The sequence below is a fragment of the Pseudomonas azadiae genome (genome assembly GCF_019145355.1).
In the GTDB taxonomy this organism is placed as follows: Bacteria; Pseudomonadota; Gammaproteobacteria; order Pseudomonadales; family Pseudomonadaceae; genus Aquipseudomonas; species Aquipseudomonas azadiae.
Genome location: NZ_JAHSTY010000002.1, coordinates 159,724 through 177,775, shown reverse-complemented (window position 1 = coordinate 177,775; position 18,052 = coordinate 159,724). Strand labels below are relative to the sequence as shown.

17 protein-coding genes are annotated in these 18,052 nt (G+C 61.4%); 9 read left to right on the top strand and 8 right to left on the bottom strand.

The window, feature by feature from the left end; translation table 11 throughout:
* Positions 1–79 precede the first annotated feature (79 nt).
* The 3 genes from KVG91_RS17140 to KVG91_RS17130 are packed head-to-tail and all read right to left on the bottom strand — an operon-like array spanning position 80 to position 2,093.
* Complete coding sequence (locus KVG91_RS17140) at positions 80–697, bottom strand: TPM domain-containing protein (protein ID WP_169377219.1); 618 nt, start codon at positions 695–697, stop codon at positions 80–82.
* A 28-nt stretch (positions 698–725) separates the two neighbouring features.
* The gene (locus KVG91_RS17135) at positions 726–1,463 is read right to left on the bottom strand and encodes a TPM domain-containing protein (RefSeq protein WP_169377218.1); all 738 of its coding nucleotides are present in this window, start codon (positions 1,461–1,463) and stop codon (positions 726–728) included.
* Positions 1,464–1,481: 18 nt separating this feature from the next.
* Positions 1,482–2,093 (bottom strand): LemA family protein, encoded by a 612-nt coding sequence (locus tag KVG91_RS17130; RefSeq protein ID WP_010212287.1) that lies wholly within the window; start codon positions 2,091–2,093, stop codon positions 1,482–1,484.
* A 238-nt stretch (positions 2,094–2,331) separates the two neighbouring features.
* Between KVG91_RS17130 and bglX the strand changes: the two genes are divergently transcribed.
* Complete coding sequence (gene bglX / locus KVG91_RS17125; protein WP_169377217.1) at positions 2,332–4,623, top strand: beta-glucosidase BglX; 2,292 nt, start codon at positions 2,332–2,334, stop codon at positions 4,621–4,623.
* Between the two features lie 238 nt (positions 4,624–4,861).
* The gene (locus KVG91_RS17120) at positions 4,862–7,825 is read left to right on the top strand and encodes an autotransporter domain-containing protein (RefSeq protein WP_169377216.1); all 2,964 of its coding nucleotides are present in this window, start codon (positions 4,862–4,864) and stop codon (positions 7,823–7,825) included.
* A 23-nt stretch (positions 7,826–7,848) separates the two neighbouring features.
* Here KVG91_RS17120 and KVG91_RS17115 read toward each other — a convergent pair whose 3' ends face one another.
* Both KVG91_RS17115 and KVG91_RS17110 read right to left on the bottom strand, forming a co-directional pair.
* A complete protein-coding gene (locus tag KVG91_RS17115; protein WP_169377215.1) occupies positions 7,849–9,006 on the bottom strand; it encodes a phospholipase D-like domain-containing protein in 1,158 nt (385 codons plus the stop codon).
* Position 9,007: 1 nt separating this feature from the next.
* On the bottom strand, positions 9,008–9,598 hold the full coding sequence (locus KVG91_RS17110) for a YceI family protein (protein WP_169377214.1): 591 nt from the start codon (positions 9,596–9,598) through the stop codon (positions 9,008–9,010).
* A 569-nt stretch (positions 9,599–10,167) separates the two neighbouring features.
* On the opposite strand from KVG91_RS17110, the gene KVG91_RS17105 reads away from it, so the two are divergent.
* From KVG91_RS17105 to KVG91_RS17095, 3 genes are all read left to right on the top strand, one after another.
* Positions 10,168–10,461, top strand: coding sequence for a DUF3077 domain-containing protein (locus KVG91_RS17105; protein ID WP_169377213.1), 294 nt, complete (start codon positions 10,168–10,170; stop codon positions 10,459–10,461).
* 236 nt (positions 10,462–10,697) lie between these two features.
* The gene (locus tag KVG91_RS17100; protein ID WP_169377212.1) at positions 10,698–12,113 is read left to right on the top strand and encodes a PAAR domain-containing protein; all 1,416 of its coding nucleotides are present in this window, start codon (positions 10,698–10,700) and stop codon (positions 12,111–12,113) included.
* A complete protein-coding gene (locus KVG91_RS17095; RefSeq protein WP_169377211.1) occupies positions 12,110–12,499 on the top strand; it encodes a hypothetical protein in 390 nt (129 codons plus the stop codon). Before KVG91_RS17100 ends, KVG91_RS17095 begins: the two co-directional genes overlap by 4 nt.
* Before the next feature lie 57 nt (positions 12,500–12,556).
* Here the strand turns inward: KVG91_RS17095 and KVG91_RS17090 are convergent, their stop codons facing one another.
* Positions 12,557–12,871, bottom strand: a complete 315-nt coding sequence (locus tag KVG91_RS17090) for an amidase (RefSeq protein ID WP_169377210.1) — start codon at positions 12,869–12,871, stop codon at positions 12,557–12,559.
* Positions 12,868–13,941: a serine hydrolase domain-containing protein gene (locus KVG91_RS17085; protein ID WP_169377209.1), complete on the bottom strand. Its 1,074-nt coding sequence runs from the start codon at positions 13,939–13,941 to the stop codon at positions 12,868–12,870. The genes KVG91_RS17090 and KVG91_RS17085 overlap by 4 nt, the downstream gene beginning before the upstream one ends.
* Before the next feature lie 186 nt (positions 13,942–14,127).
* Here KVG91_RS17085 and olsB point away from each other — a divergent pair, with 186 nt between their 5' ends.
* Together olsB and KVG91_RS17075 are read left to right on the top strand one after the other, a co-directional pair.
* On the top strand, positions 14,128–14,883 hold the full coding sequence (gene olsB, locus KVG91_RS17080) for an L-ornithine N(alpha)-acyltransferase (protein ID WP_076950140.1): 756 nt from the start codon (positions 14,128–14,130) through the stop codon (positions 14,881–14,883).
* A complete protein-coding gene (locus KVG91_RS17075) occupies positions 14,883–15,674 on the top strand; it encodes a lysophospholipid acyltransferase family protein (RefSeq protein WP_169377208.1) in 792 nt (263 codons plus the stop codon). The genes olsB and KVG91_RS17075 overlap by 1 nt, the downstream gene beginning before the upstream one ends.
* Positions 15,675–15,783: 109 nt before the next feature.
* On the opposite strand, the gene KVG91_RS17070 is transcribed toward KVG91_RS17075, so the two are convergent.
* Positions 15,784–16,368, bottom strand: a complete 585-nt coding sequence (locus tag KVG91_RS17070; protein WP_169377207.1) for an acyl carrier protein phosphodiesterase — start codon at positions 16,366–16,368, stop codon at positions 15,784–15,786.
* Between the two features lie 154 nt (positions 16,369–16,522).
* On the opposite strand from KVG91_RS17070, the gene KVG91_RS17065 reads away from it, so the two are divergent.
* Complete coding sequence (locus KVG91_RS17065; protein WP_169377206.1) at positions 16,523–16,849, top strand: ArsR/SmtB family transcription factor; 327 nt, start codon at positions 16,523–16,525, stop codon at positions 16,847–16,849.
* Positions 16,850–16,863: 14 nt separating this feature from the next.
* Positions 16,864–18,030, top strand: a complete 1,167-nt coding sequence (locus KVG91_RS17060) for an MFS transporter (RefSeq protein WP_169377205.1) — start codon at positions 16,864–16,866, stop codon at positions 18,028–18,030.
* Positions 18,031–18,052: the final 22 nt, after the last annotated feature.

The window sequence follows — 18,052 nt, the reverse complement described above, 5'->3', positions numbered from 1 at the left end:
TGGACCGAGGTGCCCGCATCGCAGGCAAGCCAGCTCCCACACAAAACAGTTCCCACTTTTTGAACCGCAGATGCCTGGACTATTCGAGTACGACCAGCCGATTGGGCAGCTCATTGCGCGCCTGCGTCATCGGCACGTGCACCTTCAGCAACTCGCCGCAGGCTTCAATGCAACTGATAAACCCGGCCAACGTCTGCCCTTGTTTCACTTGCTGGGTAAACGCCTTGACGATCGCATCCCAACTGCTGTCATCCAGGCGCGTGGAGATGCCGTTATCCACCAGAATCTCCACATACCGCTCGGCTTCGCTGACAAAAATCAGCACCCCGGTGCTGCCCACGGTGTGGTGCAGGTTCTGCTCCAGAAACTGGCGCCGCGCCAGGTTGGATGCGCGCCAGTGGCGCACCGAGCGGGGGATCAACCGCGTGGTGACCTTGGGCAAGCGGAACACCAGGCACAACACAATGAATGTCGCCCATTGCGCCAACAGCAAGGTGTACATGGTCAGGTAACCCGACAAGTAATGCACCACACCCGGCACCACCAACGCGATCAGGCTGGCCCACAGCAGCGGGATGTAGGCGTAGTCATCCGCGCGGGCGGCCAATACGGTCACCAGTTCTGCGTCGGTGGTTTTTTCCACGCGGGCGATCGCTTCGGCGACTTGGCGCTGCTCGTGTTCAGTCAGTAATGCCATGGTTGTAGTTGCTCTCTGATTATTGTCATCACCACCCGCCCGAAGCCCCGCCGCCGCCGAAGCCGCCACCGCCGCCCCGGAAACCGCCGCCGCCTCCACCACCTCCACCACCTCCGCCGCCGCGCCCGCTGCTGCTGAGAATCGCCAGCAGGATCGCGCCGACCGGCAGCCCCATGCGATTGCACAGCCACAACACGCCGATCAACAGGATAAACAGGCCAATGGAAAACCCGGGATTATCCTTGGCAAAGTTGGCGTCCGCCACATGGGCCGGCACCGCCAACGGCTCGCCGCCCACCACCTGCACCATCGCCGCCACACCGTCGCTGATGCCCTGGCTGAAATTGCCGGCCTTGAACTTGGGGGCAATCACTTGGTTGATGATCACCCATGACTGCGCATCGGTGAGCACGCCTTCCAGGCCATAGCCGACTTCGATGCGCAACTTGCGCTCATCGCGAGCGACGATCAACAGCGCGCCGTTGTCCTTGCCCTTCTGGCCGATGCCCCAGTGGCGGCCCAATTGATAACCGAAGTCCTCAATCGGCACGCCCTGCAAATCGGGCACGGTGATCACCACGACCTGGTTGCCGGTGGTCTGCTCCAGCGCCTGCAACTGTTGCATCAGCCGCTGGCGCGTGGCTTCGTCAAGCATCTGGGCGTTATCCACCACCCGCCCGGTCAGCGCCGGGAAGGTCAGCGCCGCCTGGGCCACGCCCACGCAGGCCAACAGCCACAGCGCCAGGCCTATCCTTAATAAACGCATCGGCACCTCAATGCAGCCTTATTTGAACTTCACTTGCGGCGCTTTATCGGCATCGGCACTGGTGGCTTCAAACGTGGCGCGAATCGGCAGGTCGCTGTACATCACGCTGTGCCACAGACGGCCAGGGAAGGTGCGGATCTCGGTGTTGTAGGCCTGCACCGCCTGGATAAAGTCGCGGCGGGCCACGGCGATACGGTTTTCGGTGCCTTCAAGCTGCGACTGCAGGGCCAGGAAGTTCTGGTTGGCCTTCAGGTCCGGGTAGCGCTCGGACACCACCATCAAGCGGCTCAGTGCACCGCTCAAGCCGTCCTGGGCTTGCTGGAACTGCTTGAGTTTTTCCGGGTTGTCGAGGGTGCTGGCATCCACCTGGATCGAGGTGGCCTTGGCCCGCGCTTCGATCACGGCGGTGAGGGTGTCCTGCTCATGGGCGGCGTAGCCCTTGACCACCTCCACCAGGTTGGGAATCAGGTCGGCGCGGCGCTGGTACTGGTTCTGCACCTGGCCCCAGGCGGCCTTGGCCTGTTCATCCAGGGTCGGGATGTTGTTGATGCCACAACCGCTCAGCACTGTGCTGATCAATAGCAAAGCCGCGGCTTTCAAGCCCCAGCGGTAACCTTGTGCTGCTTGCATGGTGTTTCTCCTGCCCAATCTTGATGGAATTTGACGACTAACCCTATAAACCACGCGCTTGGGGCATAATCCGCCACCACTGGATTGCGTCGAGCCAATCAGCTACAAAGATGCCCAGCGCGAAAAAGAGTTCAGAGTGTGCTGCATTTATCTGAACAACACCCGAACAACAATAGACGCTCCCCACATTTTGGCCGATCAGCCTCATCGCTGTGCAATGAGCCGAAAAAGGATATTCATGAAGAAGCTGTGTTTGCTCGGCCTTGTTGCCACGCTGGCCACCCAGCCCGTATGGGCAGAAACAAAGCCTGTCGCGCTTAAAGACAAGGACGCCTTTGTCAGCGAGCTGCTCCAGCAGATGACCCTGGACGAAAAGATCGGCCAGTTGCGCCTGATCAGCATCGGCCCCGAGATGCCCCGCGAGCTGATCCGCAAGGAAATCGCCGCCGGCCGCATCGGCGGCACGTTCAACTCCATCACCCGCGCGGAAAACCGTCCGATGCAGGACGCGGCCATGCGCAGCCGGCTGAAGATCCCGATGTTCTTCGCCTACGACGTGATCCACGGCCACCGCACGATTTTCCCGATCAGCCTGGCCCTGGCGTCCAGCTGGGACATGGACGCCATCGGCCGCTCCGGGCGCATCGCCGCCCAGGAAGCCGCTGCCGACAGCCTCGACATCACCTTCGCGCCGATGGTCGACATTTCCCGCGACCCGCGCTGGGGCCGCACCTCCGAAGGTTTCGGTGAAGACACCTACCTGGTCTCGCGGATTGCCGAAGTGATGGTCAAGGCATTCCAGGGCGTGAGCGCCGCGAATGCCGACAGCATCATGGCCAGCGTCAAGCATTTCGCCCTGTACGGCGCGGTGGAAGGCGGGCGTGACTACAACGTGGTCGACATGAGCCCGGTCAAGATGTACCAGGACTACCTGCCGCCCTACCACGCGGCGATCAAGGCCGGTTCCGGCGGCGTGATGGTGGCGCTCAACTCGATCAACGGCGTCCCCGCCACCGCCAACACCTGGCTGATGAACGATCTGCTGCGCCGCGACTGGGGCTTCAAGGGCCTGACCGTGAGCGACCATGGCGCGATCTTCGAGTTGATCAAGCACGGCGTGGCCAAGGACGGGCGCGAAGCCGCCAAGCTGGCGATCAAGGCCGGCATCGACATGAGCATGAACGACTCGCTGTACGGCAAGGAATTGCCCGGCCTGCTCAAATCCGGCGAGATCGAGCAGAGCGACATCGACAACGCCGTGCGCGAAGTGCTCGGCGCCAAGTACGACATGGGTCTGTTCAAGGACCCGTACCTGCGCATCGGCAAAGCCGAGGATGACCCGGCCGACACCTACGCCGAAAGCCGCCTGCACCGCAGCGAGGCGCGCGACATCGCACGCCGCAGCCTGGTCCTGCTGAAAAACCGCAACAACACCCTGCCGCTGAAGAAATCCGCGACCATCGCCCTGGTCGGCCCGCTGGCCAAGGCGCCGATCGACATGATGGGCAGTTGGGCCGCCGCCGGCAAACCGGAACAATCGGTCACCCTGCTCGACGGCTTAAACGCGGTGATCGGCGAAAAAGGCAAGATCATCTATGCCCGTGGCGCCAACATTACCAATGACAAGGCCGTGGTCGACTACCTGAACTTCCTCAACTTCGATGCCCCGGAAGTGGTGGATGACACCCGCCCGGCCCAAGTGATGATCGATGAGGCCGTCAAGGCCGCCAAGGATGCCGATGTGGTGGTGGCTGCCGTGGGTGAGTCCCGTGGCATGTCCCATGAATCCTCCAGCCGCACCGACCTGAACATCCCGCAAAGCCAGCGCGACCTGATCAAGGCCCTCAAAGCCACCGGCAAACCGCTGGTACTGGTGCTGATGAACGGCCGCCCGCTGTCGATTCTGGAAGAGAACCAACAGGCGGACGCGATCCTGGAAACCTGGTTCGCCGGCACCGAAGGCGGCAACGCCATCGCCGACGTGCTGTTTGGTGACTACAACCCGTCGGGCAAGCTGCCGATCACGTTCCCACGTTCGGTAGGGCAGATTCCGACCTACTACAACCACCTGACCATCGGCCGGCCGTTCACCCCAGGCAAGCCTGGCAACTACACGTCGCAGTACTTCGACGACACCACCGGGCCGCTGTTTCCGTTCGGGTATGGCTTGAGCTACACCACGTTCAGCCTGTCGGACATGGCGCTGTCGTCTACAACGCTGAACAAGAGTGGCAAGCTCGACGCCAGTGTGACGGTGACCAACACCGGCAAGGTAGATGGCGAAACGGTCGTGCAGTTGTATATCCAGGATGTAGCCGGTTCGATGATCCGCCCGATCAAGGAGTTGAAGAACTTCCAGAAAGTCATGCTCAAGGCTGGCGAGGAGCGCACGTTGCACTTCACCATCACCGAGGACGATTTGAAGTTCTATAACACCCAGCTCAAGTTCGCCGCAGAACCGGGCGAGTTCAATGTGCAGATCGGGCTGGATTCCCAGGCTGTGCAGCAGCAGACTTTCGAGTTGTTGTAACGCCCACAGCCCCCTCTTGTTTTGAAGAGGGGGCTTGCCGGGTCGCCGCATCGCCGCGCGCCTGTCTCAGTCAGCATAAAGTCACCTTTCGTTCTTCCCTCTCAGCTGCGCCCTACATCCCTTCCCCAGCCTGCTCGCACACCCTGTCTGCCCTAAATCACTGTGCAGGTGGACTATGTCGCCCACGAAAAACGCCCCCCTTTATTCATCGTTCAAACGAAAGGCGCTCGCGCTGTGCATGCTCGGGAGTTTGCCGGGCATAGCCGTTGAAGCCGCGAGCTACAGCGAACAGGGCCGGCTGCACGACGCCGCCAGCTGGCGCAGCGATGAGTTCAAAAAAAGCTGGGGGCTGGGCGCTATCGGTGCCGATTACGCCTATGCCAGGGGGTTGAGTGGCGCGGGCGTGCACGTGGGGGTCTATGATTCGGGCACCGACTTGCGCCATGACGAGTTTGCCGGCAAACCACATTCCGGCGTGCGCCTGGCAGACCCCGGATGCAAGAGCGATACGGTGCTGTTCGAAGGCTGCTTCTTCAGTGAGGGTGATCGTTCGGCCGTGCATGTGTTTGAGGCGTTGCCGCCTGAAGCGTTGCTCGAAGTGGAGGAGGGAATCGCCAACGGTGACTTCACCCGCGAACAAGTGGATGACTATCTGAAAAACGTAGGGGCTCGCTATGAATGGCACGGCACCTTCGTGGCCGCCAACGTACTCGCCAACCGAAATGGCGCCGGAGCCCATGGCGTAGCCTTCGGGGCCAATGTAAGTGCGCTGCGCAGGTTCAGCAACACTTACCAGGACGGCCCTGGTGTGCGACTGTACAAGGTTGACGCCCCTGCGCCGGAGGCGGTTACCACCGCCTACGCCCAACTGCACGAGCAGAATGTGCGAGTGGTCAACCATAGCTGGGGGCCTTCAGACCCCCCGGCGGATGAGGCGGCACTGGACAAGGGACTGGACCAAACCCATACAGCAGACCATCAAGAGTTAAAGGCAATCGCCGACGCAGCCGTCAAATACGGCATGCTCCAGGTATGGGCAGCGGGCAATACACTTACCCCCAACGCAACGCCGCAAGCGGCGCCCTTTGCCGGGGTTTATCCCAGCCTGCCGCGCGCGGTCGCCGAACTCGAGCGCTATTGGTTGAGCGTGGTCAACGTCAACCAGGCGCTGACCTTGAGCGATGGCTCGTACCGCTGTGGCTTCAGCAAGGACTGGTGCCTGGCGGCGCCGGGAACGGATATCACCGCTATCCGGGTCACAGGCGCCATAGAAACCGAAATTCACTACGACAAAGAAGGCGACGCCGACGGTTTCAAAGTGACCGACGACAAACCCGAATTTACAGACTTCACCGCTTCCGGCACCTCACTCGCCGCGCCTCACGTGACCGGTGCGCTGGCGCTGCTGATCGAGCGCTTCCCCTACCTCGACAACCCGCAAATCCGCGACGTGCTGCTGACCACCGCCGCCGACCTGGGTGAGCCTGGCGTCGACGATGTGTACGGCTGGGGCCTGATAGACCTGAAAAAAGCCATCGACGGGCCCGGCCAACTGCGGGTAGACACGCAGGTAAACATGGACCGCCCCGCCGGCGGTGCCGTGGTTTGGCAAGGCGGCGCATGGGACGATTGGCGCAACGATATCAGCGGCCCCGGGCGCCTGGAAAAAAGCGGCGCCGGTTGGTTGCGCCTGAGCGGCAACAACAGTTTTGCCGGGGCCACGCTCAACGCAGGCATTCTGGAGCTGGACGGCAATAACACCTTCAAGGGCGATGTGAACCTCGAAGGCGGCGTTCTGCGCCTGAACGGCTCCCTGGCCGTCGAGGGTGACTACCGTCAAGCGCCCGGCGCTACCTTGATGACTGGGCTGGTCGTCCAGGACCGGCCGGCAAAACTGCAGGTCGATAACCAGGCCACTGTCAACGGCGGCACGCTGTACCTGAGCGCACAACCCGGCACCTACCCCTTGGGCCAGCGCTACAGCATCCTCCAGGCAAAAGGTGCCGTGAGCGGCGAGTTTGCCGCGATCGACCATCGAGAGTTCTCGCCCTTCCTCAGCGTTTCCCAAGTCAAGCAAGCCAATAACCTGCTGGTCGAGTTTGCCCGCGGAAGGCCACTGGCTTCTGCGGCAAACACCGCCAACCAACGTGCCGTCGCCACGGCCGCCGACGCTCAAGCCGCGCCGACCCCGCTGCTGCAGCGCCTCACCGCACTGTTCCCCGAGCAGGCCCCCTCGGCCCTGGACCAACTGAGCGGCGAGTTGCATGCCAGTACCCAAGCGGCACTGATCGAAAACAGCCGGGTAGTGCGTGAAGCCGTACTCGACCGGCAGCGTAACGCCCATGGTCGTAGCGCTACCGAGGCCGAAGCACTGAACGAGGGCGCCTGGGTGCAACTGCCGCGCCAGACCGGCCAACTGCAAGGCGATAGCAACACCGCACGCGCGTCCCACAGCAGCACAGGCCTGTTGGTCGGGTTCGATCACCAGCTGGAACGAGGCACACGCGTGGGGATGGTTGTGGGCAAGAGCACTGGCGACGTGAAGGCCGGCGCTCGCGGCAAAGCGAGTATCGACAGCTACCAATTGGGCCTGCACGTGGGGCACACCTGGGACGCTCTGGGCCTGTACGGCGGCATCGCCTATGCGCAGCATCAGATCGCAACCAAGCGCCGAGTCAGCTTCCCAGGCGTGGAGAATCGGCTGTCTGCCGACTACACCAGCCGTACCGTGCAGGCGTTCGCCGAGGCCAACTATCGCTTCGATCACGGTTTCTGGGACTGGCAGCCCTACCTGCAGCTGGCCACTGTGCAGCAGCGCAACGACGGCTTCACCGAACGCGGCGGCATGGCGGCACTGCGCGGCCAGCGCTCGAAAGACACCGTCAACCTGACCACCGGCGGTGTGCGCGTGAACCTCGACCTGGCTCAGGCACAGACCGGCCCGTCATGGTTGAGCCTGCGTGGTGGCCTGGCCTATACCCATGCCGGCGGCGACCGACAATCGCAAGCTCAACTGGCCTGGGATGGCGGACACGCCTTCAAGGTGAGCGGCGCCCCGCTGGATCGGCTCAGCGCCCGGCTGGACTTGGGTGCTACCGCGCGCCTGACCCGCAACAGCGCGCTGGACCTGAGCTTCAGCCAACAGCGCGGCGAGCGGTCACGTGACCAGAACATCACGGCGCAATATTCGTTGCAGTTTTAAACCGCGTGCAAAGGCGGGGGCCCCTACCCTCGCCGATCCAACAGGTTGACCACCAACCGATCGACCCACCCCCACAACCTCTGCTTCACCCGCCGCCACAACGGCCGTGACTTCCACGCCTCCAGGCTCACCGCCTGGCTCTGGGCAAAGTCGCGCTCGAAACTGCCCGCCACCGCCCGCGTTAACTCAGGGTCCAACGCTTCCAGATTGGCTTCCAGGTTGAAACGCAAATTCCAGTGGTCGAAGTTGCACGAACCGATGCTGACCCAATCGTCCACCAGCACCATTTTCAGGTGCAGGAAGCACGGCTGGTATTCAAAGATCTGCACCCCCGAGCGCAGCAACCGTGGGTAATAACGGTGCCCGGCGTAACGCACGGATGGGTGATCGGTACGCGGGCCGGTGAGCAGCAGGCGTACATCGACGCCACGCCCCGCCGCCCGGCGTAGCGCGCGACGCACGCTCCAGGTCGGCAGGAAGTAAGGCGTGGCCAGCCAGATACGCTGCTGGCTGCTGTTCAAGGCGCGGATCAGCGATTGCAGGATATCACGATGCTGACGGGCGTCGGCATAGGCTACCCGTCCCAGGCCCGGCCCGGTTGCCGGGACCTTGGGCAAACGCGGCAAACCGAAATGGGTGGCGGGTTTCCACTCGCGGCGGGCGGCATTGGCGTGCCATTGGCGGTCGAACAGCGCCTGCCAATCCAGCACCAGCGGGCCGCTGATCTGCACCATCACTTCATGCCAGTCGGCGGTGTCCTGGCCCGGCGTCCAGAACTCATCCGTCACCCCGGTGCCACCGATCACCGCGATGCCCTGGTCGATCAACAGCAGCTTGCGGTGGTCGCGGTACAGGTTGCGCATCCAGCGCCGCCAGCTCAGGCGGTTGTAGAACCGCAGCTCCACACCGGCTTCGGTCAGGCGTTTGCGCAGGCCGAGGGTAAACGCCAGGCTGCCGTAATCATCGAACAGGCAACGCACCCGCACGCCACGCTCGGCGGCGAGTACCAACGCTTGCACCATCGCCTCGGCGCAGGCGCCGGCTTCCACCAGGTACAACTCCAGGTCGACCTGCCGCTCAGCCCGGGCAATGCCCACCAACATCTGCGGGAAGAAACTCGGCCCGTCGATAAGCAACTCGAAACGATTGGCGCTGCGCCACGGGAACACCGCGCCGCCCATGTCAGCGCGCCGTGAAAATCAGCACCGCACCCACCGGCACCGACAAACTGATCGATTTAAGCCCTGCGGCCTTGCGCAGCGCGGCCACGCCTGGCGCGAGGTCGAAATCCTCGGCATGCAGCACCACCGGCTCCAGGGTCACCACCTGGAAGCGGCGGTCGTCCAGGCGCGTCGCCAGCAGCTCGGCGCTGTAGGTCTGGGTCTTGCCGTGGAGAGTGACGTTCAGCGGCAGGCGCAACTCCAACTGCGCGCCGGGAGCCAGGTCATTGATCGGTTGCAGATTGATCTGCGTGCTGATCAGCGCTTCGGGAAAGGTCTTGATCTCGAACAGCTGATTACGCATGCGCTCATCGCGCAACGGGATACCGCTGTTGACCGACTCCAGCTCCACCTCCACATGCGCCGCGCCCTTGCCGTCGACCTTGCCGTGCAGCACCAGGAAGCGATGCACCTCGGCAATCTCGGTGTTTTTGGTGGTGGCGAACGACAGGCGTGAGGATTCGTTATCCAGGTACCAGTCGGCGTGGGCAGGCACGGTGGCAGCGGCCAGCAGGGCGAGGGCCAGGGGTTTGATGACAGAAGCGTTGAACATAAAGACTCGTGGGGCGAAAAACCTGGACGAACCTTAAGCGCAATCGAATGAGTGGCGCAAATCCAATGTGGGAGCGGCGGTGCGACGATTTTTGATCGTTCCCATGCTCTGCGTGGGAATGCCGCCTGGGACGCTCCGCGTCCCGCCGAATAGCTCGATGGGTACAAGGTGACGCAGAGCGTCACGGGATGCATTACCACGCGGAGCGTGGGAACGATCAACTGCGGTCCTGCCGTCACACCGAGGTGTCTGTATAGCAGGCAAGCCAACTCCCACAGGAAAGCAATTTGCCACTGGGTTGCGACACCACCTATATAGCGTTAACCTCTGCCGCGTCGCTGCTCATCAGCGACCGGGCGTGGAATCCCGAGAAAGAAGACGCTACAGCGTCGTCATGCAATCAGTCGGCGCTTTTTTGTGCCCGCTGTTTGTGCTTTATGGCGGCTGTGCGTGGGAGGCCTTGTGCCTGCCGAGTCGCTTCTTCTCGGATTCCAACCTGCGTACAGCTGCCACCCCCACGCTTGGAATCGTGACTGGCAGCTTTTTTGGTGTACCAAAGGAGCAAGCTTATGCCGTACGAAATACCCTCAGCCGAAACCGTCGGTGCCGTGACCTTCGCAGACTGCGGTGAAAACAAAAGCCATTTGAAAGTGTTCCGCGTCAATGCCGGAGTTCCGATTGTGGAAGCCCTCGAACACGCATCCCACGTGCTCTATTACGCCAAAATGCTCTCGCTTGAGGCCGCCATGGACCCTAAGGCAGAGAAATTTGCATTCGCTTCGCATTACCTGGGCGAAATGGGTAAAGCCATCGTTGATGACCTGCTGCTGGCGATGCAGCCCGAGGCTCCAAACCCGCAGTAAGCAGTAATTAGTACCCGCCCGGTGCACTGCACCGGGCGCCGCTGATCTATCAGACTTTTACGACGGAACCATGGGAACCGTCCGACTTTACCCTAAGTAAATCCCTCTCCAAAGTTTGGCTTGCCACTGACTTCTTCTTACTCGATTACCTCGATTGAAATGCATCACGCATAAATTTTCTTATCGAGACAAGCAGGAAAGTATGGCCAAAAACTCCATGGATAAAGGGCAAAACAATGATCGAAGGTTATTTCATTGGCAAGGGTGACAAAACCAGCTGCGGCGGAGAAGTTCTGGACGGTGATCCAAGAGTAGATATACATGGTCTCCTCCATGCCCGCGAAGGTGACCGGGTTACTTGTGGGAAGCATGAAGGGACCTACCAAATTCTCGGCGGGATTTCGCATTTTGAAAGCCATGGCAAGCTTGTGGCTGGCACACTGGACAGCTTCAGCAGTTGCCCATGCCGAGCCAAGCTGATTCCCTCGGTGTACACCGCCACCTACAGCAACGAAGGTTATCCATCGCAATCAAACAGGCGTAACCCTGAACCGACTCCATCATCGGCAAGTCATCACTCGGCATTGCCGCAACAATCCAACTTTGCAGCGTCAAACAATGTGCCGCCTCTTGCATTTAAAGGCCAACCAGGCCAGGAACCCGGATTCTATATCGTACCCCAGAGCATGAGCCGCGAAGCTTTGGAGAAAATACTCTTTCCCACGCCTGATCCGGCTGTGATGCGCAAATTCCAGGCGCTCAATCCTGGCACCGCAAGCGTTAAAGCCGGCTCGATGATAGTGCTCAGCGACCCCGACAATACCTCCTGCACCTATCAGGAATCGCAACTGATGCAGGCCGCTCAACAGGTGGACGCGGCCCTTGATTCCCTCACGCCGGATGAGGCTGACTTCCTGCATCGGCACGGCGCCGAAATAGCTGGCTTCATCGGCCACACCTCGACCTGGCTGGGCGTCAGTGCCATGGTGATGGAGACGCATCTGACCAACCTGCGCAACACCTTGCAAGCCATCGAGCGCTTGCATCAAGAACAATATCGCCTGCACGGCCACCTCAAATCGCCGCAGTTCTTCGCCGAACGCCAGCGTCTGCTCGCTAAACTGGACGCCCACCTGTTGAACTCCACTCGACTGCGTGGCCAGACCACGCTGGGCGATCATCCCAAGCTGAAAACTGCGCTCGGTATTTCCAGCCGAAGTTTGGTACACCATTGGGACAAGGCCGGAGCCCCAGGGCAGATTCCGGGGTATTCCGCTCATGTGGAGGCGATCAGTCGTGCCACCCAATATATGAAGGCGGGAGGCTATCTTGCCATTGGCATTGGCGGCGTTTCTTCGGTGCTGGCTATTGAGCAGGTATGCAGCAGTGGTTCTGAGGCGGCTTGCGAGAAGATCAAGTTTACTGAAGCGGGCAAGTTTGTTGGGTCTACATTTGTTGGCGCTTTTAGTGGATTGGCAGCCGGTTCTGCCAGTGGTTCGATCTGCCTAGGGATTGGCGTCGCCACTGGGGGAATCGGTGGAGTTATCTGTGTCGCGGCCATCGTAGGGGCTGGCGCATGGATAGGTACGACTATCGGCGGTAAGAGTGGCGAATACATAGGTGAGAAAATATATGAGGCAACAGAACCATGACCAGTATCGATACTTGGCCAACTTGGATTGCGATCATTGTTATGGGAGGGCCAACTCTGCTATCCGCTGTCGGCCTTTCCTACAGCCTATATCTTACCCACCGTCACTTGGAGTCCATAAAACAAGCCTTAAAGAACAGCCGTTATATCTATATCTGGGGCGATAGCCTGGGGAAACGAGGTTTGATTTGGTCCCTATTGGAGATGGCAAAAATCGCCGGGATGATAGTGTGGCCAAGGGCATCCCTCATCAACGGAGAACTTGACCCAATCGATCTGAAAAACTTTCCACCTCACCTGAAACGTCATCTGCTTTCAATTATTACGCTGGCGTTCATTGCTTTACCTTGGGCGATAGTTGCAGCCGTGCTGGTGGAGTTTCGGTGATCCAGGCGGGGAGGACCGCCTATTGGGATTGATTAAGTGGAAGTGCCCAATGAAACCTCACGGCAACAGCCGACACCCCTGCCGATCCCCTAACCACCGTGCACTGTGCGTCCTCCCCAACCCACTCGCCGTCACTTCACTGCGCTCCGGGTTGTCGCTGAACGCACTGGTCGGCACGTACTGTTTCACATACCCCAGGCAATACTGCGCAGGATTATTCATCACATACCGGCACGAGCAATATTCCTTGGCCGTGTACGCCGCGATGATGTCGGGGAAGGCTTGCAGGTTGACGCGCTCGTGCCAGATCCAGCCCAGCAACACGAGCAGCAGCACCAGCAGCAGGCTGGTAAACGGTCGACGACGAATCATGGCTGCACCGCCGCGAGCACGCGCTTGAGCAGTTCGTTATGGCGATAAGTGCCGTCGCGGTCGTCACCGTAGCGCACGATCACCAGGCGTTCGTCGGGCATCACGTACAGCGCCTGCCCCCAGTGGCCGAGAGCGGCGAAGGTGTCGGCGGGTGCGTCGGGCCAGGGCTGCGGTGCGCCTTGGTTGAGCCACCAATGGCCACCGGGGACGGCTTCGTCCTGGCCGGTTTTGTATTTATCGAACGGCTGGCGATTGAAGGTCACCCAATCCTTTGGCAGCAACTGTTGATCGCCCCAACGACCATCCCGCGCCATGAGCAGGCCGACGCGCGCCAGGTCGCGGGCGGTGAGGTAGGCGTAGGACGAGGCGACAAAGGTTTCATCGGCGTCGGTTTCCCAGGTGGCGGTGCGGATGCCCAAGGGTTTGAAGAGCGCGTCCCAGGGGTAGCTCAGGTAGGCCTTGAGGCCGAGCATGCCTTTGAGCGCGGCGGACAGGATATTGGTGTCGCCGCTGGAGTAACGAAAGGCCTGGCCGGGTGCGCTGGCCGCCTCCGTATCCGCGGCAAAGTCAGCCATATCGGCGCGGCCACGGGTGTAGAGCATCGCCACCACCGAGGATTTCAGCGGCGCGTATTCGTAGTCTTCCTGCCAGTCCAGTCCGGAAGCCCAGTGCAGCAAGTCAGCCATGGTCACCATCGGGTGCTGCTTCATCGGCGGGTAGAAGCGCGCCACCGGGTCGGTCAACTTGAAGCGATTATCGCCGTAGGCCACGCCCAGCACGGTGGCCATCAGGCTTTTGCTGATGGACCAGGTCAGGTGCGGTGTGCTGGCGGTGGTGGGCGCGGCATAACGTTCATAGATCACCACGCCGTCGCGAATCACCAGCAACGCGTCGGTGCGAATGCCTTGGCGGGTAGTGTCGTCCCGGGCGGGGAAAGCGTAGGCCTCCAAGGCCTCGACAGCGGGGCCCGTGAGCGGTGTGCCTGTGGTCCAGTCCTTATCGGGCCAGGCTTCGGCATGGGCAGTAACGGTGAAAAACAGCAGCACAACGCACAGCAGGCCTCTGACCATGGACGCAGACTCAAGGGGGCATTCAAGCCCGCGAGCGTAGCCTGCGCCGATGACAGATTTGCGACACAGAGCGCTGTCATCCAAGCGTCACCATAACTTCATGGAGATGACACCGGGCCTCCATAGCCTGACTTTGGACAACAAAGTCGACCGGCCGAAATCGTGGCCGGCACTCGGAGACTCGCCATGACTCAGATCGCCCGCATCAGCGACACCGGCAATGAACGCCGCCTGCAAGCCGAACGCCTGATCGGCGCACAGGCGTTGCAGGAAGCCCAGGCCCTGCGGTTCAACGTGTTCAGCGGCGAGTTCAACGCCAAGCTGAAAGGCGCTGAGCTGGGCCTGGACATGGATGACTATGATGTTCACTGCAGCCACATCGGCGTGCGGGATTTGAACAGCGGTCGACTCGTCGCCACCACCCGTTTGCTCGACCACCAGGCCGCCAGCACCTTGGGCCGGTTCTACAGCGAGGAAGAGTTCAGCCTGCACGGCCTGCGACACCTGCAAGGCCCGATCCTGGAGATCGGCCGCACGTGCGTCGACCCGGCCTACCGCAATGGCGGCACCATCGCCGTGTTGTGGGGTGAGTTGGCCGAAGTGCTCAACCAGGGCGGTTACAGCTACTTGATGGGCTGCGCAAGCATCCCGATGCACGACGGCGGTATCCAGGCCCACGCGATCATGCAACGCCTGCGCGAACGCTACCTGTGCAACGAACACTTGCGCGCCGAACCGAAAAAACCGCTGCCGGCGCTGGACCTGCCGTCCAACGTGATCGCCGAAATGCCGCCGCTGCTCAAGGCCTACATGCGCCTGGGCGCGAAGATCTGTGGCGAGCCGTGCTGGGATGAAGATTTCCAGGTGGCCGACGTGTTCATCCTGCTCAAGCGTGATGAGTTGTGCCCGCGCTATGCCCGCCACTTCAAGGCGGCCATGTGATGAGCCGCCTACGTGTGTACGGGCGCATTGCCCGGGTACTGGTGGTGGTGGCGCTGGGCTTGAGCATGGCCAGTGTGTTTGGCGTGTTCGAGCGCATGGGCATCGCCAACTCGATGGCGCGACGTCAGCGCTGGTCACGGTTCTTCATGGCGCGGCTGACCAACGCCCTGCCCTTTCGCGTGACGGTGCACGGAGAGCTGCCGCAAACGCCGATGCTGTGGGTAAGCAATCACGTGTCGTGGACCGACATTCCGCTGCTGGGCATGGTCACGCCGATGTCGTTCCTGTCCAAGGCCGAAGTGCGCACCTGGCCGGTCGCGGGCTGGTTGGCGGCCAAGGCCGGCAGCCTGTTTATCCGCCGCGGTTCGGGCGACAGCCAGTTGATCCGCAAGCAGATGACCCGCCACTTGGAACACGCGCATCCGTTGCTGATGTTTCCGGAAGGCACCACCACCGACGGGCGCAGCCTGCGCACCTTCCACGGGCGTTTACTGGCCAGTGCAATCGATGCGGATGTGTCGCTGCAACCGGTAGCGATCCGTTACCTGCGCGATGGGCAGGTGGACCGGTTGGCACCTTTTATCGGCGATGATGATTTGCTCTCGCACCTGATGCGTTTGTACGCCAATGATCAGGGCGACGTGGAGATTCACCTGCTCAAACCGATTGCCTGCGCCGGGCAGGAGCGCGCGGCGCTGGCGTATCAGGCGCAGCAGGCGGTGCAGAAGGCGTTGTTTGGGCCGGTGCCGGAGGCGGAGCAGATCGCGGTTCGACCGGCATTCGCGGCGTAACGCGGGCACGGTTGAAAAATGTGGGAGCTGGCTTGCCTGCGATGGCGGTGGGTCAGCAAAAAAATCATCAACTGGCAGACCGCTATCGCAGGCAAGCCAGCTCCCACATTTAGACCTCTGTGATCAGTTGGGTTTTGGCAAAGGCCTGCAGTTCGGGATAGAACATCCGAAAGTCTTCACTCAACGGCTCATATAAAGCGCGCAACTCCTGCATCGCATGGCCCAACTCCTCCGGCTGCGTAAGCCGCCGAGAAATCCCCCGCAATACCTGCTCCATCACCGCAAATTCGCGGTACGAACCCAGCCAATCATCCGCCGCCATATACGGCGCAATCTGCGCCAGCCGCCCGGGCAACTGCGGCTCGGCCGCCAGCACGCGGTACACCTGCGCGGTGAAGCGCTCCAATGGCTGGTCGGCATACTGTGCCCAGTCCCGCGCCAGGCAGTGGTCGAAAAACACATCGAGGACGATTCCGGCATAGCGCCTGCGGGTCAGGCTAAAGCGTGACAACGCCGCCCCCACCAAGGGATGGCTGTCGGTGAAGCGGTCGATCGAGCGGTGCAATTGGATCGCCGCTTCGATTGGCGGGCTGAACTGGCCCTGCAGGCGACCCTTGACGAAGTCGCCGTACAGACTGCCCAGCAGTTGCTCAGGAAGGTGACCGCCCAAATGCAGATGTGCGAGATAATTCATGGCGCGCAGTCTAGCACTGCCACCAACGTATCGTTATAACCCGATATACCGATTCAGTCTGACATCAGATCAAAATCATATTGGTATATCGGGATACACCGATTTAAAGTTCGCCTCATCGCGATATAACGCTGTACGACACCGAGCACCTGCCATGTCCATCGACCTCGACGAAATAATAAAAGCCCTGGCGCACCCAGTACGACGAGACATCCTCAACTGGCTCAAAGACCCGAAAGTGCAGTTTCCCGAGCAACTGCACAACCACGAATACGGCATCTGCGCCGGGCAGATCGACCAGCGCTGCGGCTTGTCCCAGTCGACCGTGTCGGCCCACCTGGCCACCTTGCAACGGGCGGGATTGATCAGCAGCCAGAAGGCCGGCCAGTGGCACTTTTTCAAACGCAACGAGGCGACCATCCAGGCTTTCCTCGCGGCGCTCATCACTGAACTCGGCGCTGACGACACCGCGGCGCTGTAAGCAAGGAAACGATAATGCCCCTCTCGCTACTCATACTGGCCCTCAGCGCCTTCGCCATCGGCACCACCGAGTTCGTCATCATGGGCTTGCTGCCCGATGTGGCAGCGGACCTGGGTGTGTCGATTCCCGGCGCCGGCTGGCTGGTGACCGGCTACGCCCTGGGCGTGGCCATCGGTGCGCCTTTCATGGCGCTGGCCACCGCCAGGCTGCCACGCAAGGCGGCCCTGGTTGCGTTGATGGGTATCTTCATTGTCGGCAACCTGCTGTGCGCCCTGGCCAGTGACTACAACGTGCTGATGTTTGCTCGTGTGGTCACCGCGCTGTGCCACGGTGCGTTCTTCGGTATTGGTTCAGTCGTAGCGGCCAACCTGGTGCCGGCCAACAAGCGTGCATCGGCCGTGGCCTTGATGTTCACCGGCCTGACCCTGGCCAACGTACTCGGCGTTCCGCTGGGCACCGCGCTGGGCCAGGAAGCCGGCTGGCGCTCGACCTTCTGGGCGGTGACGGTGATTGGTGTGGTGGCGTTGATCGGCCTGATCCGCTTCCTCCCAGCCAAGCGTGACGAAGAGAAACTCGACATGCGCGCCGAACTCGCCGCGCTCAAAGGCGCCGGGATCTGGCTGTCGCTGAGCATGACCGCACTGTTTGCCGCCTCCATGTTCACCCTTTTTACCTATGTCGCGCCGCTGCTGGGCGATGTCACCGGCGTGTCGCCCAAGGGCGTGACTTGGACCCTGCTGCTGATCGGCCTGGGCCTCACTGTGGGCAACATCATTGGCGGCAAGCTGGCGGACAAGCGCCTGGCCGCCACGCTGATCGGCGTGTTCATCAGCATGGCAGTGGTTTCCACGGCGCTGAGCTGGACCAGCGTCGCGCTGATCCCGACCGAAATCACCTTGTTCCTGTGGGCCACCGCCTCATTTGCCGCCGTGCCTGCGCTGCAGATCAACGTGGTGACCTTCGGCAAGGCCGCGCCGAACCTGGTGTCGACCCTCAACATCGGCGCCTTCAACATCGGCAACGCCCTCGGCGCCTGGGTCGGCGGCAGTGTGATCGCCCACGGTTTCGGCCTGGCCCGCGTGCCGTTGGCCGCGGCGGCCCTGGCGATCCTGGCGCTGGTGGTGACCTTGATTACCTTCCGTCAGAGCGGCAATGCCGACCTGGCCCCCGTGACTAACTGATCAAACTTAAAGAAAGGTGTAT

Coding starts and splice junctions, on each gene's coding strand:
- KVG91_RS17115 (WP_169377215.1), bottom strand. CDS start 9,006: ATGGGCGGCGCGGTGTTCCCGTGGCGCAGCGCCAATCGTTTCGAGTTG.
- KVG91_RS17110 (WP_169377214.1), bottom strand. CDS start 9,598: ATGTTCAACGCTTCTGTCATCAAACCCCTGGCCCTCGCCCTGCTGGCC.
- KVG91_RS17090 (WP_169377210.1), bottom strand. CDS start 12,871: ATGATTCGTCGTCGACCGTTTACCAGCCTGCTGCTGGTGCTGCTGCTC.
- KVG91_RS17130 (WP_010212287.1), bottom strand. CDS start 2,093: ATGCAAGCAGCACAAGGTTACCGCTGGGGCTTGAAAGCCGCGGCTTTG.
- KVG91_RS17100 (WP_169377212.1), top strand. CDS start 10,698: ATGATCGAAGGTTATTTCATTGGCAAGGGTGACAAAACCAGCTGCGGC.
- bglX (WP_169377217.1), top strand. CDS start 2,332: ATGAAGAAGCTGTGTTTGCTCGGCCTTGTTGCCACGCTGGCCACCCAG.
- KVG91_RS17120 (WP_169377216.1), top strand. CDS start 4,862: ATGCTCGGGAGTTTGCCGGGCATAGCCGTTGAAGCCGCGAGCTACAGC.
- KVG91_RS17135 (WP_169377218.1), bottom strand. CDS start 1,463: ATGCGTTTATTAAGGATAGGCCTGGCGCTGTGGCTGTTGGCCTGCGTG.
- KVG91_RS17095 (WP_169377211.1), top strand. CDS start 12,110: ATGACCAGTATCGATACTTGGCCAACTTGGATTGCGATCATTGTTATG.
- KVG91_RS17070 (WP_169377207.1), bottom strand. CDS start 16,368: ATGAATTATCTCGCACATCTGCATTTGGGCGGTCACCTTCCTGAGCAA.
- KVG91_RS17075 (WP_169377208.1), top strand. CDS start 14,883: ATGAGCCGCCTACGTGTGTACGGGCGCATTGCCCGGGTACTGGTGGTG.
- KVG91_RS17065 (WP_169377206.1), top strand. CDS start 16,523: ATGTCCATCGACCTCGACGAAATAATAAAAGCCCTGGCGCACCCAGTA.
- KVG91_RS17085 (WP_169377209.1), bottom strand. CDS start 13,941: ATGGTCAGAGGCCTGCTGTGCGTTGTGCTGCTGTTTTTCACCGTTACT.
- olsB (WP_076950140.1), top strand. CDS start 14,128: ATGACTCAGATCGCCCGCATCAGCGACACCGGCAATGAACGCCGCCTG.
- KVG91_RS17060 (WP_169377205.1), top strand. CDS start 16,864: ATGCCCCTCTCGCTACTCATACTGGCCCTCAGCGCCTTCGCCATCGGC.
- KVG91_RS17140 (WP_169377219.1), bottom strand. CDS start 697: ATGGCATTACTGACTGAACACGAGCAGCGCCAAGTCGCCGAAGCGATC.
- KVG91_RS17105 (WP_169377213.1), top strand. CDS start 10,168: ATGCCGTACGAAATACCCTCAGCCGAAACCGTCGGTGCCGTGACCTTC.